Source organism: Alphaproteobacteria bacterium (assembly GCA_004295055.1).
Classification (GTDB): domain Bacteria; phylum Pseudomonadota; class Alphaproteobacteria; order SHNJ01; family SHNJ01; genus SHNJ01.
In genome coordinates, this window is record SHNJ01000030.1 from 114,395 (window position 1) to 131,326 (window position 16,932).

18 protein-coding genes are annotated in these 16,932 nt (G+C 48.5%); 14 read left to right on the forward strand and 4 right to left on the reverse strand.

The genetic code is table 11. The features are described from left to right. Window positions 1-50 precede the first annotated feature (50 nt). The gene (locus EYC62_07470; protein TAH33138.1) at window positions 51-761 is read right to left on the reverse strand and encodes an alpha/beta fold hydrolase; all 711 of its coding nucleotides are present in this window, start codon (window positions 759-761) and stop codon (window positions 51-53) included. 101 nt (window positions 762-862) lie between these two features. Between EYC62_07470 and EYC62_07475 the strand changes: the two genes are divergently transcribed. Beyond that, complete coding sequence (locus tag EYC62_07475; protein TAH33139.1) at window positions 863-2,590, forward strand: DEAD/DEAH box helicase; 1,728 nt, start codon at window positions 863-865, stop codon at window positions 2,588-2,590. Window positions 2,591-2,615: 25 nt separating this feature from the next. Next, window positions 2,616-2,942 (forward strand): 4a-hydroxytetrahydrobiopterin dehydratase, encoded by a 327-nt coding sequence (locus EYC62_07480; GenBank protein TAH33140.1) that lies wholly within the window; start codon window positions 2,616-2,618, stop codon window positions 2,940-2,942. Here EYC62_07480 and EYC62_07485 read toward each other — a convergent pair. Next, window positions 2,908-3,570, reverse strand: a complete 663-nt coding sequence (locus tag EYC62_07485; GenBank protein ID TAH33141.1) for a uracil-DNA glycosylase — start codon at window positions 3,568-3,570, stop codon at window positions 2,908-2,910. The genes EYC62_07480 and EYC62_07485 overlap by 35 nt on opposite strands. A 98-nt stretch (window positions 3,571-3,668) precedes the next feature. On the opposite strand from EYC62_07485, the gene folK reads away from it, so the two are divergent. From folK to EYC62_07545, 12 genes are all read left to right on the forward strand, one after another. Next, window positions 3,669-4,100 (forward strand): 2-amino-4-hydroxy-6-hydroxymethyldihydropteridine diphosphokinase, encoded by a 432-nt coding sequence (gene folK / locus EYC62_07490; protein ID TAH33142.1) that lies wholly within the window; start codon window positions 3,669-3,671, stop codon window positions 4,098-4,100. 39 nt (window positions 4,101-4,139) lie between these two features. Then, the gene (locus EYC62_07495) at window positions 4,140-4,640 is read left to right on the forward strand and encodes a hypothetical protein (GenBank protein ID TAH33143.1); all 501 of its coding nucleotides are present in this window, start codon (window positions 4,140-4,142) and stop codon (window positions 4,638-4,640) included. A 154-nt stretch (window positions 4,641-4,794) separates the two neighbouring features. Further along, the gene (locus tag EYC62_07500) at window positions 4,795-5,262 is read left to right on the forward strand and encodes a DNA-directed RNA polymerase subunit omega (protein ID TAH33144.1); all 468 of its coding nucleotides are present in this window, start codon (window positions 4,795-4,797) and stop codon (window positions 5,260-5,262) included. A gap of 20 nt (window positions 5,263-5,282) precedes the next feature. Then, entirely contained in the window at window positions 5,283-7,427 is a 2,145-nt protein-coding gene (locus tag EYC62_07505; GenBank protein ID TAH33145.1) for a bifunctional (p)ppGpp synthetase/guanosine-3',5'-bis(diphosphate) 3'-pyrophosphohydrolase, read from the forward strand. 8 nt (window positions 7,428-7,435) lie between these two features. After that, window positions 7,436-8,194, forward strand: coding sequence for a pyridoxine 5'-phosphate synthase (locus EYC62_07510; protein TAH33146.1), 759 nt, complete (start codon window positions 7,436-7,438; stop codon window positions 8,192-8,194). After that, window positions 8,191-8,592, forward strand: a complete 402-nt coding sequence (locus EYC62_07515) for a holo-ACP synthase (protein TAH33147.1) — start codon at window positions 8,191-8,193, stop codon at window positions 8,590-8,592. Before EYC62_07510 ends, EYC62_07515 begins: the two co-directional genes overlap by 4 nt. An 81-nt stretch (window positions 8,593-8,673) precedes the next feature. Next, complete coding sequence (gene lepB, locus EYC62_07520; GenBank protein TAH33148.1) at window positions 8,674-9,453, forward strand: signal peptidase I; 780 nt, start codon at window positions 8,674-8,676, stop codon at window positions 9,451-9,453. Next, window positions 9,453-10,130 carry a ribonuclease III gene (rnc, locus tag EYC62_07525; protein TAH33149.1) on the forward strand — a complete coding sequence of 226 codons (678 nt, stop codon included), beginning with the start codon at window positions 9,453-9,455 and terminating at the stop codon, window positions 10,128-10,130. The genes lepB and rnc overlap by 1 nt, the downstream gene beginning before the upstream one ends. Before the next feature lie 131 nt (window positions 10,131-10,261). Then, on the forward strand, window positions 10,262-11,167 hold the full coding sequence (locus EYC62_07530) for a GTPase Era (protein TAH33150.1): 906 nt from the start codon (window positions 10,262-10,264) through the stop codon (window positions 11,165-11,167). A 429-nt stretch (window positions 11,168-11,596) separates the two neighbouring features. Next, window positions 11,597-12,349 carry a DNA repair protein RecO gene (recO, locus tag EYC62_07535; GenBank protein ID TAH33151.1) on the forward strand — a complete coding sequence of 251 codons (753 nt, stop codon included), beginning with the start codon at window positions 11,597-11,599 and terminating at the stop codon, window positions 12,347-12,349. 1 nt (window position 12,350) lies between these two features. Next, window positions 12,351-14,579 (forward strand): DNA topoisomerase IV subunit A, encoded by a 2,229-nt coding sequence (parC, locus tag EYC62_07540; GenBank protein ID TAH33152.1) that lies wholly within the window; start codon window positions 12,351-12,353, stop codon window positions 14,577-14,579. Between the two features lie 39 nt (window positions 14,580-14,618). Next, window positions 14,619-15,656, forward strand: coding sequence for a hypothetical protein (locus tag EYC62_07545; protein TAH33153.1), 1,038 nt, complete (start codon window positions 14,619-14,621; stop codon window positions 15,654-15,656). Here EYC62_07545 and motB read toward each other — a convergent pair whose 3' ends face one another. Next, window positions 15,657-16,706, reverse strand: a complete 1,050-nt coding sequence (gene motB / locus EYC62_07550; GenBank protein ID TAH33154.1) for a motility protein MotB — start codon at window positions 16,704-16,706, stop codon at window positions 15,657-15,659. Window positions 16,707-16,715: 9 nt separating this feature from the next. After that, window positions 16,716-16,907 carry a hypothetical protein gene (locus tag EYC62_07555; GenBank protein TAH33155.1) on the reverse strand — a complete coding sequence of 64 codons (192 nt, stop codon included), beginning with the start codon at window positions 16,905-16,907 and terminating at the stop codon, window positions 16,716-16,718. Between the last annotated feature and the right edge of the window lie 25 nt (window positions 16,908-16,932).

A 16,932-nucleotide genomic window follows, 5' to 3' on the forward strand; every position in this document is an offset into this window, starting at 1 on the left:
TCTAAATGGATATCGAAATGGAGTCAACATATTAATAACACAGCATAAAATTAACTTTTTAAGATAAAATCATCTAATAAATGATTGATTTGTAATGGTGATTCTAATGGTGGCAAGTGGCCAGTATTTGGAATTTGGGTGTATTTAGCACCTTTGATAGACCCGCTGATTTCTCGTAAGATTTCGGGCGGGGTAATAATATCGCCTTCTCCGGCTATAATCATGGTGGGTTGGGTGATGGTGGGCAGCAAGGATCTGTTATCCGGGCGATGCATAATGGCGGTTTGCTGACGAATAAAAGATTCTTTTCCAACACTTTCTGCCATAGTTCTAACCAAACTGGTTAGCTTGTCATTGGATAAATTATGGGGATGCAGCAAGCGCGGCAACAATCGCGGAGTAACCCCGTTAAATTGGCCTTTATCGGCTAATTCTATCAATCCCTGACGGACTTGTTTTTGTTCGTCCGTATCGGCTCGGGCGGAAGTGTTCATTAATACTAAACGGGATATTTTATCGCTTGCTAAGCGCAATAAATCGAACGCGACATACCCGCCCATGGACAAGGCAACCACAGCCCAGTTCGTAGCGGTAGAAAGGTTTCTTTTAATAACCGATTCCGCCAGCGACACCGTACGGTCGAAACCGGTAATATCGGCCACCACGCAATTCGCGCCTTTATCCGTTAAATGGGCGATTTGGGCGGCAAACAGCCGCTGATCGCACAGCAGTCCCGGAATAAACAATATGTTTTTGGTCATTTTAACCCGCCTTACGCTTTATGGCTTCACAATCGGCCATATTTTCCTTATAAGTTCGACAAGCTTAATAAAAACAATATCGAGTTGTAAACTAGAATCTCATGCCATTTGCTAATTTGGGCTTAAGTGATGCGGTCTTAAAGGCCGTGGCCGAATCCGGATACACCACACCGACACCTGTTCAAGAACAAGTCATCCCCTTGGTTTTAATGGGCCGGGATGTATTGGGCTTTGCTCCAACCGGAACTGGTAAAACCGCCAGTTTCATTTTGCCGATGCTGGATATTTTGTCCGGCGCGCGGCATCGCGCGCGTATGCCGCGTTCGATCATTTTGTCTCCGACACGCGAGCTTGCTACCCAAATCGCCGAAAATTTCGATACGTATGGGAAATATTCCACTTTGTCTAAAGCGTTGTTGATCGGCGGCGTTGGATTCGAAGAACAGGAAAAATTATTGGATCGCGGTGTCGATGTATTGATCGCAACGCCAGGCCGGTTGATGGATCATCATCAGCAAGGCCGCATTCTACTGAATGACGTGAAGTTACTGGTCATCGACGAAGCCGACCGGATGCTGGATATGGGATTCATTCCCGACATTGAAAAAATTGTCAGCTTTGTGCCGACCATTCGGCAGACATTGATGTTTTCGGCAACCATGCCGGACGAGATTCTGCGCCTTGCGAAAAAATTCTTGATGAATCCGAAAGAAGTCAAGGTTGAACGCGCGGTTACCAACGCGACGCCTATCGAACAATTTTATGTCAAGGCGCCAAGCGATTTCAAAGCGAAACGCGGATTGCTGCGCGATGTGATCAATCATCTGCAGGTTAAGAACGCCTATATTTTCTGTAATCGCAAAAAAGACGTCGATATTTTGTGCAAATCGCTGCAAAAACATGGTTTTGCAGCCGGCGCTATGCATGGCGACATGGATCAATTCGACCGCAACAAAACTTTCGATGAATTTAAATCCGGCAAAATTACCATGCTGGTTTGCAGCGATGTTGCCGCTCGCGGATTGGATGTTATGGATGTCAGCCATGTGGTGAATTTCGATGTGCCGTGGAACACCGAAGATTACGTGCACCGCACCGGCCGCACCGGCCGCGCTGGAAAAACCGGATGCGCGGTAATGCTGGTAACAAAACACGAAGATAAATCGTTCGAACCGATTAAAAAACTGGCTGGAGATTTATTGAAAGTACTGCCATTGGAATCGGCGGAAATTATGGCGGATAGCGATGGCGAAGAAACGGGCGAACCGACCCGTCACCATAATCGCCAGCATCGCCGCAACCGCAGCCGCCATGGCCGCCGTCAGCCCGGTTCAGGCGGCAGACCCCATCATAATCGTCCGCATCATGGAATTCATGTGCATCACGGCGAATTTGAATTGCCGCGCGATGACGAACCAGCAGACAATATCGGCAATCGCATTGCCGATGACGATAATTCAATCCCAGACGATATTGGCAACCGCGCTTCGGCGGATGAAAGCCCGGCCAATTTTTCGAATGATCGCGGCGAAGGCCAATCGCGCGGCCGCCGCCGCCGCGGTGGGAGAGGGCGCAATCGCAACCGTGACCGGGATCGTGATGGTTCGCAAAGTGAAAATCGGGAGCAACGTTCGGAACAGCGTCCACCGCGTGAAAATCAATATCCTCGTGAACGTGGCCAGACATACAATGAACGCCGCGAAAATAATCAGAATCGCCAAAATCGGGATCGTTCCGAACGGCGCGATAACCGCACGCATCGCCAAGACCGTGAGCCTTCGCCAAAGGGATTGGGCGATCACGTGCCCGCGTTTTTGGTAAAAAAATAATTCATAATTTCATAGGAGAATTTCTATGGCAGATAAAATGGATGCCCGGCAAATTAAAGAGGCTTTAGCGTCTTTGCCGGGTTGGCGTTTAAATGAAGCTTATACAGGGATTAAAGGCGATAAGTCCCCTCATGATGCTATTGAAAGAGCATTTGATTTTCCCGATTTTTCTGCTGCTTGGGGATTTATGAATCGTTGCGCTCTTGAGGCAGAAAAAGGCGATCATCATCCTGATTGGAGCAATTGTTATAATCAAGTTGTTGTGCGCTTGACAACGCATCATTGTGGTGGTGTATCAGAGTTAGATTTTGCGTTGGCTAGGAGAATGAACGCATTTTGTAATCAGCGATAATTAAGTTTTTGCTGATTAATTCCACTACACCCTCAAACATCTCTGTCGTCAGGCGTTTGGTTTGCGTGTTGTACCGGGAACAATGATAGGAATCGTATAATTTGATTCCATTCGGCAGCTCATGCACCGCGCCATGGGCGAATTTATATGTGGATTTTTTTACGCCAAAAGTATCCAGCGCCGCGTTATGAGCGATCAATCCCAGAACTAATACAAATCTTAAATTCGGCATTGCCGCGATTTCGGCGCGGATAAATGGCTGGCAGGTTTTTTGTTCTTCTGGCGTCGGTTTATTTTCCGGCGGTACGCAACGAACCGAATTGGTAATGCGGCAATTGACCAATTGCAACCCGTCATTGGCGGTTTTGCCGTAATGGCCCTTAGCAAATCCGAATTTCAATAACGTCGCGTACAATAAATCCCCGGCGTAATCGTTGGTAAACGGCCTTCCGGTCGCATTGGCGCCTTTTAATCCAGGAGCCAGCCCCACAATTAAAAGTTGTGCATCCAATTCGCCAAAAGATGGCACCGGACCGTTATAAAACTGCGGAAACTTATTCTGGTTGGCGCAACGGAATTCCACTAATCGGGGACAAAGAGAGCAACTTTTGGTTGGTGGATTGAACATGGGGTTTATGCTATACAGGGGTTTAAATGACTGATGTTTTTTGGTTGTGGTTTTACAATTAACAATCAGATTATAACCGGGGGAGGTATAATCGCATCATGATTCTTATCGGTCTTGGAGCAAATCTGGCAAGCGAAAAATACGGCTCGCCACAGCAAACATTGGAAGCCGCGATTGCGGCAATGCCCCAATACGGCATTCACGTTATTAAAAAATCGCGCTGGCATCAAACGGAACCCGTACCCAAATCCGATCAACCCATGTTCACCAATGGCGTTATTGCCGTGGAAACGGAATTGACGCCTTATCAATTGCTGGATGCATTGCGGCAGATCGAAAATGATTTTGGCCGCATCCGCAATGGGGTTAGAAACGAGGCGCGTTGTATCGATCTCGATCTTTTGACCTATAACCATGAACGGATCAACGATCCGCCACGTTTGGAATTGCCGCATCCGCGCATGCTGGAGCGGCCTTTTGTGATGCAGCCATTGCTGGAAGTCACGCTCGAATGGCGCTTGGCGGGATAATTGTTTACATTTAGGATATGATGTGTTATGTTCCCTTTTATGAAAAAGGGCAAAACAACCATATTTGGGCCGGATGTACCTAAATGGCAGCAGAAATTGCTGACATGGATGGATGATACATTGTCCAGTGCCAAGAATATTTTGAAATGGACGTTTGGCTTTGGTGCGGTATGTGCAATCGGCGCGGGTTTGGTGGGGCTGGCAGTCGGTGGAATTACTGCTATGGCCGCCGCTATTCCAGCTGCTGCTGCGGTAGGGTGCCAATTGGGGGGCTTAATAGGCTTAGGTATATATGCCAAATCGGCAATTCGCTCTTATTTTTCAATCAATAATGGCACTAATTTAAATTTAAACGCTAAGGCTAGCGGCGATACAGCCGGGGCTAAAACTATCGATTTGGGATTGCCGATAATCAAGGCATTTGGCTTGCCGGTTGTTTGGCAAGGAATACCCTTGAACGGCGGAGTTTTAAGAGCGACTCAGTCCCAGCCGGATGGTCCGATTTCACTGCGATTATTGGATCGTTCCGTAACGAGATAAATAATCATATCTTTTTACAATACGCCGCAATTTCTGACTTGCCGATTAAACTATTGCAATTTCACAATTTTTGATTATATTTTTGTTCCCCCTATATTTATTTTAAGGGATTTATACGATCCGTTGATATACTGAATTATTGAAAGGATGAGGCATGGCTCGCGTTACTGTTGAAGATTGCGTGGAAATTATTCCAAATCGATATGAATTAGTGATGGTTGCGGCGCAGCGCGCGCGGGATATTTCCGCCGGCGCGGTTCTGACCATTGAACGCGACAATGACAAAAATCCGGTGATCGCTTTGCGCGAAATCGCGCAAGAATCTGTGACCCCGGCGGATTTGAATGAATCTTTGATTAAAGGATTCCAGAAAACTCCGCAAATCGCACCGGAGCCTGAAGAAGAATTAACCGATTTAGTATTGCCGGATCCAAAAATGGGCGACGATGAATTGATCGGCGCCGCTGGCATTCGCGACGTATCTGAAGAAGACGACGAAGAAGGCGACGAAGCATTGGAAGACATGGACGGGTTAAGTGTCTATGACGATGCGAACGCGGCCTTTTCCGACGCCGATACCTCTGCCGAAGACGCTGGATCTGGCAGTGGTGAGGACAGCTAGGACTTAGCTGATCGAAATCCGTGATCCGTCAATATGAACTGGTAGAGCGCGTCAAATCATACGATCCTAATGCGGATGAGGACGCGCTAAACCGGGCATATGTGTTTTCTCTGCGCGCGCATGGATCGCAAAAACGCGCTTCCGGCGACCCGTATTTTTCTCATCCACTCGAAGTCGCCGCGATTCTGACCGATATGAAATTGGATGCGGCGTCGATTATTACCGCGCTTTTGCACGATACGGTCGAAGACACGCAAACCTCGCTCGAAGATATTCAAAAACTGTTTGGCGAGGAAATCGCCCGCCTTGTCGACGGCGTAACCAAACTTTCCAAAATTGAATTGCAGAATGTGCAAAACAAGCAGGCGGAAAATTTCCGCAAGCTGGTTATCGCCATGTCCGAAGATATCCGGGTTTTGCTGGTGAAATTGGCCGACCGGGCGCACAACATGCGCACGTTGCATTTTTTCAAAGATCCGGAAAAACGCCGCCGCATCGCGCTTGAAACCCTCGAAATCTATGCGCCGCTGGCCGAACGGATCGGCATGCAATCGGTCAAGGATGAATTGGAAGATTTGGCGTTCGCAGAATTATATCCGGATGCGCGCGATTCGCTCATTGCGCGGTTGAATTTCCTGCGCGCCAAGGGCGACAATGTCATTGGCCGCATTATCGACGAATTGAAAGAATTATTTAATGCTGGCGGAATTCCGTGCCATATTTCCGGCCGTGAAAAAACGCCTTATTCGATTTGGCGTAAAATGCAGCGCCGCAATGTCGAATTCGAACAGCTAGCGGATATCATGGCTTTCCGCGTAATCGTCGATAATATCGAACAATGCTATCAATGCCTTGGCATGGTGCACAGCCAGTATCCGGTCGTGCCCGGAAGGTTCAAGGATTATATCTCGACGCCAAAACCGAACGGTTACAAATCGTTGCATACGGCGGTGATTGGTCCGGAAAAAGAACGTATCGAAATTCAAATCCGCACCCATGAAATGCACGAGATTTCGGAAATGGGCGTTGCCGCGCACTGGAATTACAAGCAGGGCGAAGGATTGAAGGAAGGCAAGCATTTCCGCTGGCTGCGTCAATTGCTGGAAATTTTGGAACAAGCCGAAAGCCCGGAAGAATTCCTGGAACACACCAAACTGGAGATGTATCAGGATCAAGTGTTCTGCTTTTCGCCAAAAGGCGATTTGGTGGCCTTGCCACGCGGTGCCACGCCGGTCGACTTTGCTTACGAAGTGCATTCGGCCGTGGGAGATGCTTGTGTCGGCGCGAAAATCAATGGCCGTATCATGCCATTGCGTACTTTGCTGAAAAATGGCGATCAGGTGGAAATCATTACCTCGAAATCGCAAACGCCATCGCCGACTTGGGAAGAATTCGTCGTCACCGGAAAAGCCAAATCGCATATCCGCAAATTTGTACGCAGCCAAAAGCGTGCTCAGTACTTGAATCTTGGCAAGCAGATCATGCAAAAAGCCTTTCGCCATGAAAACAAGCCGCTTAACGATAAGCTGGTCGAAGGCGTGATTAAAAAATTCAACGCGACCAATGTCGACGATGTTTATGCGTTGGTGGGCGAGGGGATTCATACCGCAAAAGAAGTTTTGCTAAGCATTTATCCCGAAGAAAAAACCGCCAATCAACCATTGCCGACGCCGCAAAATATGATCAAGCCGGCGAAGATTGCCAAATCCAGCCATTCTTTGCCAATCAAAGGACTTATCCCAGGTATGGCGCTGCATTTCGCGAAATGCTGCCATCCGTTGCCGGGAGACCGGATTGTCGGCATTGTTACAACCGGCAAGGGCGTTTCGATTCACACATCGGATTGCGATGTATTGCAGAATTTCGCCGATCAGCCGGAACGCTGGTTGGATGTGGGTTGGGATAACGACCATATGGAAGGCGAAAAACACGTTTCCCGCATGATGGTGGTGATTGCCAATGAACCCGGTTCTTTGGGCAGTTTGTCGACCGTCATTGGAAAGTGCCAGGGCAATATCACCAATTTGCGCATCACCAGCCGCAGCACCGAATTTTTCGAAATTATCGTGGATGTAGAGGTAAAAGATTTAACTCACCTTACCGAAATTATGGCAGCACTGCGCGCCACATCCGTAATCAATTCTGTTGAACGTATTTCTTCCTGAGGTTTAGAATGTCTTCCATCCCGCCTGTCCGTTTAGGGGTCAATATCGATCACGTGGCCACGTTACGCAATGCGAGGGGCGGACAATATCCGGATATTTTACGCGCTGCCGAAGCATCTATTCAAGGTGGCGCGGATTCGATTACCGTGCATCTGCGCGAAGACCGCCGCCATATCAAAGACGCCGATGTGGTATTGCTGCGCGAGAAGACTCGCGTGCCGATGAATTTGGAAATGGCCATGACGCCGGAAATGCTGGATATCGCTTTGCGCGTAAAGCCGCACGCCGTGTGCTTGGTTCCGGAAAAACGCGCGGAACTGACAACCGAAGGCGGACTTGATTTGGTTAATATGGATTTGGAATTTTCGGATATGGTGATGCGATTGCAGGCGGCGAAAATCCAGGTATCCGCCTTTATCGATGCGAATGTCATGCAAGTCAGCAGCGCTAAGGATTTGGGCATAAAGGTGGTTGAATTCCATACCGGCCAATACGCGCACTCAAAACCCGAACAGCAGCAAGAATGGGCGGCCGAAATTGCGCGAGTCGCGGATCATGCGGTTAAAATGGGGGTGACGTGCCATGCCGGTCACGGATTGAATTACGATAATGTCGGTTTAATTGCCGCGATTCCGCAAATCACCGAATTGAATATCGGCCATTTTCTGATGGCGGAATCGATGTTCATCGGGCTTACTGGTGCGGTGCGGCACATGAGATTCGTAATGGATCAGGCGAGAGCCGCCAAACAAGTGGCCAGCACATGATTATTGGGGTCGGCACAGATATTGTTAAAATCGACCGAATTGAGAAAGTATTAAGTCAATTCGGGCCGCGGTTTTTGAATCGTGTCTTTAGCGCGGAAGAACGCGAAAAAGCATCGCGCAGCCATCGTCCGGCGCGTACCTTGGCCAGCCGTTTTGCCGCCAAGGAAGCGGCGGCAAAGGCCCTTGGGATTGCCATCCGCTCGGGCGTCCGTTTTTCGGATTTTAGCGTTTCCAACGATAAAAACGGCAGACCAATCCTTAAAATTGCTGGAAAAGCGGCGGAATTGACGGCTTCTTGCGTGCCGAAAGGAGCGCAATTGCAGGCGAATTTAAGCCTGGCGGAAGAAGACGATTACGCTGTGGCTTTTGTGGTTCTGTCCGCCAATACCCCCGTTTAAACCAAAGCAAATATTTGATTGGGCGCGCTTAATCCCCTATATTATTTTCTTTAATTTCAGATGAAAATCCAAGGCTTTTTGATGACCGATATCGCGCAAAACACCAAAGCAAAATCCCCGGCCGGCGAATGGCTGGAAACTATCAAGACCATCGTGTATGCGGTATTGCTCGCCTTGCTGATTCGCACTTTTATTTTCGAACCGTTCAGCATCCCATCGACATCGATGTTGCCATCGCTTTTGGTAGGCGATTACATTATCGTCAGCAAATATTCTTATGGGTACAGCAAGCATTCTTTTCCGCTCAGTTTGCCTTTGTATGATGGCCGCATCAGCGAAAAAATTCCGGAACGCGGCGATGTGATTGTTTTTAAGCTGCCGCGCGATAACCGCACCGATTATATTAAACGTTTGATTGGCCTGCCTGGCGACGAGATCCAGGTTAAAAAAGGCATTTTGTACATCAACGGCAAGGCCGTTACGCGTTCACGGGTAGAAGATTATATAGATCACCCCAATAATCCAATTCCAAACGTTTCGCCGTCGCGATTTATGCAATATCGGGAAACTCTGCCGGATGGCGGTTTGGTTCACCCGATTTTGGAATTGAGCGACGAGGCGCGTTTGGACAATACGCCAGTGTACAAAGTTCCGGACGGCCATTATTTTTTCATGGGCGACAATCGCGACAACTCCATGGATAGCCGCGTTGAAAGTTCGGTTGGATTTGTTCCGGCGGAAAATTTGATTGGCAAGGCGCAATATGTATTCTTTTCCATGAAGGGCGGATCGCCCTGGTGGCAGATTTGGAACTGGCCGTTTTCCATCCGCTATGACCGATTGTTCGTGAAAATTCGCTGATGGACGATATTTTACGACCGCTGGAACAAAAACTGGATTATCAATTCCGGGACCGGTCGTTGTTGGAAAAGGCGCTGCGCACGCCTGGCTCCATAGTCAAAAAACTGCAAAGTTATGAACGGCTTGAATTTTTAGGCGATCGCGTCTTGGGCCTGATTGTCGCGGAAATGCTGTATCATCGTTTTCCCGAAGAACGACAAGGCGATTTATCGAAACGGTTCGTGGCGTTGGTTCGCCAGGAAACTTTGGTGGAAATAGCCAAGCAAATTGAATTGTTGGATTTCACCAGCAGCGTTGCGGATGTTCCGGCCAAAGACATTACGCCATCCATGCTGTCGGATGTGATGGAAGCTTTGATCGCGGCGATTTATGTCGATGCGGGATTTGTCAAATCGGTGGAAATTATTGGCCGGCTATGGCAGCCGATGATTGACCGCCATGCAGCTCCGCCGCGCGATGCGAAAACAGAATTGCAAGAATGGGCACAAGCGCGGGGACTTGGCTTGCCGAAATATGACGTCACGCAGACCAAGGGCCGGGCGCATCAGCCGACCTTTACGGTGCAAGTTTCCTTGGCGCAATATCCCGTAAAAAGCGGTACCGGAAAAAACAAACGCATCGCCGAACAAGAAGCCGCCGGTCAATTGCTGGAATATTTGGAAAAGAAAGATGGATAAAAATTATTGATATAATTCCTCCCCCTTTGGGGGAGGGTAGGGAGGGGGTTAGGCATGGTATATATATCAATAAAGCAAAACCTATCCCTCCCCAACCCCTCCCAAAGGGAGGGGAATTTTAAGGAATGGAAATGAATTCCCAAAACACTAAATCCCAACACTTCGGCTATGCCGCCATTGTCGGCGAACCCAATGCGGGAAAATCGACGCTGGTCAACGCGTTGTTAAAACAAAAAGTAACGATTGTAACGCCAAAGGTGCAAACCACCCGTTTCCGCGTACAGGGCATTTATGTCGAAGGTAATGCACAAATGGTGCTGGTCGACACGCCCGGTTTATTTGCGCCAAAAACGCGCTTGGATAAGGCGATGGTCAAATCCGCGCGCGATGGATTCGACGCGGCTGATATCGCCATTTTTCTGATCGATTTAAAAAGCAAACAATCGGCGCAGCAGATTTTCGACGTTCTATCCAAAACCCGCGCGCCGGATAGAAAATTATATGTGCTGAACAAATCCGATATCGTTAAACAAGATGTTATCGATGCTGTAAAACAAGCAATTGTAGCGCAAGATGCCAATGCCGAAATCCATGTTATTTCCGCGTTGCGAGGAATGGGCGTTGATGAACTTCGTTCGCGCGTTATGCAATTACTCCCGCAAGCACCGTGGCATTATCCCGAAGATCAATTGACCGATATTTCCGAACGCTTGCTGGCCGCTGAAATCACACGGGAGCAAATATTCCTGCAATTGTCCCAGGAATTGCCGTACGGCATCCATGTCGATACCGAAAAATGGGAAGATTACAAAAACGGCAGCGTGAAAATCGACCAGGCGGTGATTATCGCGCGCGAAGCGCACAAGCCCATTGTTTTGGGCAAGGGCGGCACGCAAATCAAAAAAATCCGCGAAGCAGCCCAGGCGGAAATGCAAAAAATATTCGATCGCCCGGTGCATTTATTCCTGTTCGTCAAAGTCCGCGAAGATTGGGCAGAAAATAAGGCTTTTTATAAGGATATGGGGCTGGAGTTTTAGCCACCAATCGCCACCATCTTGTTTACATTAAGGAAATAGTGTGTTAAGGTCTCGGTATGGTTACAAGACGCAGAAAAACCGTCCAATCAACGCCCGCACCAAGTCCCCTGGCGCGCGAATTGGCTGCGGCTAAATTCCGGGATGCTATAGATGAAATTCGTCTGCGACGCTGTTCCTTAACTTTTGTATCTTGTGAGCCTGGTGGAAACCGTTTTTCTGTTACTTATGATCCTAATGATTCAGAATCCGTTGCTAGAGCCGAAGACACATTTTCTCGGATGCTGCAATTTCATGATGTACAAAAAGGCAGAACAAGGTCCTAGAGCTGCCCTTTAAGGCAAAATTTTTCCTCGCAACATAAGTTTATTATGGCTTGGACAAACGCTCTATTTCCTTGACCCTTATCCGTTCTTCTTGCCACAATAAATCATGCAACTCTCCGGCGATGGCATCGTTCTGTCCTGTTCCAGGCTGGGCGAAAATAATCATATCCTGTCCACTTTTACTCGCGATCATGGCCGGGTGAATGGATTGGTGCGTAAACCGACCGCCGCGACCCAAGGTCTTTATCAAACCGGAAATCTGATTCATATCGTTTGGCAGGCGCGGCTTGCCGATCATTTGGGAGCCATTAAGGCTGAAATGCACCGGCCACTTGCGGCGCAATTTATGACGATGGGCCCCGTTATGCTGGCGATGCAGGCGGCATGCGGCTGGTGCCAACTAAGTTTGCCGGATCAACAACCATATCCGGTTTTGTACGACAGTCTTTTAAATTTACTGGGCAATTTGCAGGGGCAGGATTGGATGCTGGCCTATGCGTTATGGGAAGTGAATTTGTTGCAGCATTTGGGATTTGGCTTGGATTTGTCGGCCTGCGCGGTGACAGGCGCGCAAGATAATTTGACGCATATTTCGCCGAAAACCGGCCGCGCGGTTTCGCGGGATGCGGCGCAGCCATGGCTGGATAAATTATTGCGTCTGCCGGATTTCGTTTATCAATTTTATGCCAACGACAATTGGCCGCAAGCAATAAACGATAATTTGCCGCAAAGCGATATTTTGGACAGTTTGCGTCTTAGCGGTTATTTTCTGGATCAACATATCCTCAATCCCCGGCGAAAATCGGCGCCAACCGCGCGCGGACTCTTGATTCGCAAGCTAGAACTGTTACAAGCATAACATGGCAAAAACAGCAGACTTATTCGGCGGCGAAATTAAATCCGTCCCATTTGGCGAGGCATTAAGCGAACGTTATCTATCGTACGCGCTGTCGACCATTGTGTCGCGTTCCTTGCCGGATGTGCGCGATGGCTTGAAACCCGTGCATCGCCGGTTGCTGTACGCGATGCATGAACTGGGACTGAAATCCGAGGGCGGGTATAAAAAATGCGCCCGCGTTGTGGGCGACGTTATCGGTAAATACCACCCGCATGGCGAGGTCGCCGTGTATGACGCGATGGTTCGCATGGCGCAGGATTTTTCGATGCGCTATCCGTTGGTCGATGGGCAGGGGAACTTTGGCAGTATCGATGGCGACAATGCGGCAGCGCAACGGTACACCGAATGTAAAATGACCAATGTGGCCGAAGCCTTGCTGGCTGGCCTGCGCGAAAACGCGGTCGATTTCCGCCCGACTTACGATTCCAGCGATGTGGAGCCGGTGGTTCTGCCTGGCGCATTCCCGAATTTATTGGCCAACGGCACCAGCGGTATCGCGGTCGGCATGGCCACGAATATTCCGCCGCACAATGTAGGCGAGATTTGTTCAGCACTGATTCATTTGATCAAACATCCCAATGCGCGTGTGGCGTCGTTATTGGAATATGTCCAAGGGCCGGATTTCCCAACTGGCGGCGAAATTGTCGAAGCGCGGGAAACGATTGAAAATGCTTATACCACCGGACGCGGCAGTTTGCGTATCCGCGCGCGCTGGGAAGTCGAAAAATTAAAAGGCGGCACCTGGCAGATCGTGGTGCACGAAATTCCATATCAGGTGAGCAAAGCGAAATTGATCGAACAAATCGCAAGTTTGATGGAAGAAAAGAAACTTCCGTTTTTGGACGATATTCACGATGAATCGGATACGCGTGTGCGCCTGGTTTTATCGCCAAAATCGCGCAATATCGAACCCGATCAATTGATGGCGATGTTGTTCCAGCATAGCGATCTGGAAACGCGTTTTGGCATTAATATGAACGTTGTGGACAAAAATCAGATTCCGCGCGTGATGAATTTAAAAGAAATTTTGCTGGCGTTTCTGGATCATCAAAAAGAAGTTCTTATTCGCCGCAAAAAATGGCGTTTGGGACATATTGAAAATCGCCTGGAAATTCTTGCTGGTTATTTAATCGTTTATCTCAATATCGATGCGGTAATTAAGATTATTCGCAACGAGGACGAACCGAAGCCGAAATTGATGCAAAAATTCAAGTTGACCGAGGTGCAAGCCGAGGCGATTTTGAATATGCGTTTACGCAACCTGCGTAAATTGGAAGAAATGCAGATCCGCCAAGAAACCGCCGATCTGGAAAAAGAACAAGCCGCGATTAAGAAATTGCTGAAGAACGAGGATCTGCAATGGCAGGCCGTGTCCGATATTGTCAAAGATATCAAAGATAAATTCGGCGATAAGCATCCAAACGGCAAGCGCCGCACCGTGTTCGGCGATGCGCCGTCCGCCATCGTGATTCCAATCGCGCAAGTGGAAAAAGAACCAGTGACGTTCGTTTGTTCCGCCGGTGGGTGGATCCGTTGCATGAAGGGCCATGTGACCGATGCTTCGGAATTGAAATATAAAGAAGGCGATGCGGAAAAATTCGTACTGCCGGCGCAAAGCACCGATAAAGTGACTTTGTTCGCCAGCAACGGCAAATTCTATACCTTGGATGTTTCGAAACTGCCTTCGGGTCGCGGATTTGGCGAACCTGTAAGGCTGTCTATCGAAATTCCGCAAGAACATGACATTGTCAGCCTGTTTGTGCATGATCCCACACGGGAATTATTGATGATCGCCAGCGACGGACGTGGATTCATCGTTCCGGAATCCGAAGTCACCGCGCAAACCAAAAATGGCAAGCAGGTAATGAATCTGCCGGATACAGAAAAAGCGGTTGCTTGCGTTCCGGCCGTCGGCGATATGGTTGCTATCGTTGGTCAAAACCGCAAAATGCTGGTTATCGAAAAATCCGAAGTTCCGACGATGAACAAGGGCCGGGGCGTAACTCTTCAGAAATACAAAGATGGCCGCGCAACCGATGCTCTGGTATTCGATAAGAAAGCCGGCTTAACTTGGTATAAGGGTGACAAACCGGTGGTTGAAACCAATATTATGGACTGGATGGGCAAACGCGGCCATTCCGGCCGCATGGTGCCACGCGGATTCCCGCAATCCTGTAAGTTTAAGGAATAAATTATACCAATTATGGCCACAATTTGGGGTTATAATAAGATGATGGTAAGAATCTTTAGTCTTTTCTTGGTTTTACTAAGCCTTAGTGGGCCGGTATTGGCACAAACAGAAACCAAACCCCAATTTCCATTTCCAGTTGTAACCGTTCCCGCACCGGCGGCTTCCCAGCCATCGGCGCCTAAACGTATTGATCAAGTGTGGCGACTGCCTAACGGTTATGAAGAATATTATATCTTGTTGGCCCGCGCTACGGCAGATAAAAATTGGTGCGACCGTATTTCCTTGGAAGCGCAAGTCCGCAAACCCGACGCACGGCCAGGCGTTCAAGTCATAGGTTGGCGCGATATCTGTTTAATCGAAGTCGCCGGCATGACACGAAATCAAGATTTATGCCGTTTTATCCGTGGAACCACGGTTGATGCCCTGGATGGTCAGGAATTTAATCAGAATTATTGTCTGCAATATGTGGCGGCAATGGCCAACGGCAGTTACATATCGACACGTGCGAACCACTGGCTGCAAATTGATCCTAACAAGCCAAAATTTTTAAATGCCCAAGCGATTCTAAAGTATGTTGGATTTACAGAAGATGATTTGGTAAGCACGCAAAAAAAGGGCCTTTATCAGATGGTCAATAAATTCAGTTGGGATGAATTTTTATTGCAGAAAATGTTAAATCCCGAATACAAGAAAATGCTCGATCCAGAACAATTCAACCGCTTGGTCAGCCGTTCTTTGGCTTTTCCCGATTATTCCAAATCGCCACAGCCCGTTGATCGATTTTTGCGGTATACGGGAACGGCGGTAAAATTGCCGGCCGATTGTTATGAAAATCCAACCTCGGAATTTACCTGCCGCATGTTGGAATGTTTGAATGTGCGGGATATTATTACGTGCCGGGCGATTGGCAATACCCAGGAAGTATTGGCGTTAAAGGAATTATTTATCAATAAATGCACAGAAAAAATGACGGCATCGACTAATGCCTATGCGCAATGCAGTGCGCAGATCAATGCACCTTACAATAAAATTTTCAAAGGATCGCCGGAAACGTTCTTGCCGTATTTAAACCGGTAATTATGGAGCAGGAGTGGATGGGGCAGGTGCGGTTGGCTGTACAGGCTGACTTGAAATAATAGGCGCATTTACGGGTTCCGCTGTTTTTCCTTTAAATAGGGGGTCTGACGTGCCCAACGGATTATTGCGAAGCGTTTCATAAGCTTTTTGATTGGTTTCGGTAAGCAGGATAATGCTTAAACGCCGGTTTTTGGCATTCATAGGATCATTTTGAATCAAATGTTCACGGTCTGCGCGTCCCAATACGCGGGCGATACGTTCTTCGGGAACGCCAGAGGCGCGTATGACGCGCCGCGCGGCATTGGCGCGATCGGATGACAATTCCCAGTTGGTATAAGTCGCTGCTGGCGAGTATTGGCGTCCGTCCGTATGGCCGGTAATGGAAACTTTATTCGGCATTTTCAAAATAATCCCAGACACTTTTTCCAAAAGTTTCTTGGTATAGTCATACATTTGCGCGCTGCCGACCGCGAACATTTCAACTTTGTCTTGATCGATAATTTGAATGCGCAATCCTTCCGGCGTGCGGTCAATTAAAAGGTTATCGGCAAGGTTTTTCAACTCAGGATCGGAATCAATGCTTTTGCGCAATTCTTCTTCGGCGCGTTTAAATTGGGCTTCTTCTTTTTTCGCGACTAATTCTTCCAACTTTTTATCTTCGGTTGGATCTGGCGAAGACGCCGGATATTCATTATCCGGTCCATCGGTAACGTCTTGGGGCGGGGTCATTGAAGGCGATACCGACATGGTGGTGGTATCTTGTTTCATCGCGCCTTCCGGGCCAGCGGTCAGACCGCCCAAAACGCCGCCGGAACCGGAGATATTGACCTTGGTCACGGTAACCGGATTGAAATAGTTGGCGATACCCATTTTCTGTTCTTGGCTGGTTGCGTTTAACAGCCACATCAACAAAAAGAACGCCATCATCGCTGTCACGAAGTCGGCATACGCAACTTTCCACGCACCGCCATGATGGCCGTGGCCGTGACCTTTTTTGATCTTTTTGATGATCACCGGTTTTTCGTCGGATTTGCCTTTTTTATCGGCCATGTGCCCCGCCTATAGCGTTACTTTGGAACAGGCTTCTTCCACTTCGAAGAAGGATGGACGAACGGTCGAGGGCAATGATTTACGGGCCATTTCCACCGATACGGAAGGCGGATAGCCTTGCATATGGGCCAGAAGACCGGTTTTGATGCAGGAAAAATATTTCGATTCTTCGGCGAAAATCGCTTTTAGATTGTTGGCCACAGGCCCGCAAATTCCATAGGCCAAA

Bases quoted from the DNA above. Each gene is read 5' to 3' on its own strand.
- EYC62_07470 (TAH33138.1), bottom strand. From the start codon at position 761: ATGACCAAAAACATATTGTTTATTCCGGGACTGCTGTGCGATCAGCGG.
- EYC62_07475 (TAH33139.1), top strand. From the start codon at position 863: ATGCCATTTGCTAATTTGGGCTTAAGTGATGCGGTCTTAAAGGCCGTG.
- EYC62_07480 (TAH33140.1), top strand. From the start codon at position 2,616: ATGGCAGATAAAATGGATGCCCGGCAAATTAAAGAGGCTTTAGCGTCT.
- EYC62_07485 (TAH33141.1), bottom strand. From the start codon at position 3,570: ATGTTCAATCCACCAACCAAAAGTTGCTCTCTTTGTCCCCGATTAGTG.
- folK (TAH33142.1), top strand. From the start codon at position 3,669: ATGATTCTTATCGGTCTTGGAGCAAATCTGGCAAGCGAAAAATACGGC.
- EYC62_07495 (TAH33143.1), top strand. From the start codon at position 4,140: ATGAAAAAGGGCAAAACAACCATATTTGGGCCGGATGTACCTAAATGG.
- EYC62_07500 (TAH33144.1), top strand. From the start codon at position 4,795: ATGGCTCGCGTTACTGTTGAAGATTGCGTGGAAATTATTCCAAATCGA.
- EYC62_07510 (TAH33146.1), top strand. From the start codon at position 7,436: ATGTCTTCCATCCCGCCTGTCCGTTTAGGGGTCAATATCGATCACGTG.
- EYC62_07515 (TAH33147.1), top strand. From the start codon at position 8,191: ATGATTATTGGGGTCGGCACAGATATTGTTAAAATCGACCGAATTGAG.
- lepB (TAH33148.1), top strand. From the start codon at position 8,674: ATGACCGATATCGCGCAAAACACCAAAGCAAAATCCCCGGCCGGCGAA.
- rnc (TAH33149.1), top strand. From the start codon at position 9,453: ATGGACGATATTTTACGACCGCTGGAACAAAAACTGGATTATCAATTC.
- EYC62_07530 (TAH33150.1), top strand. From the start codon at position 10,262: ATGAATTCCCAAAACACTAAATCCCAACACTTCGGCTATGCCGCCATT.
- recO (TAH33151.1), top strand. From the start codon at position 11,597: ATGCAACTCTCCGGCGATGGCATCGTTCTGTCCTGTTCCAGGCTGGGC.
- parC (TAH33152.1), top strand. From the start codon at position 12,351: ATGGCAAAAACAGCAGACTTATTCGGCGGCGAAATTAAATCCGTCCCA.
- EYC62_07545 (TAH33153.1), top strand. From the start codon at position 14,619: ATGATGGTAAGAATCTTTAGTCTTTTCTTGGTTTTACTAAGCCTTAGT.
- motB (TAH33154.1), bottom strand. From the start codon at position 16,706: ATGGCCGATAAAAAAGGCAAATCCGACGAAAAACCGGTGATCATCAAA.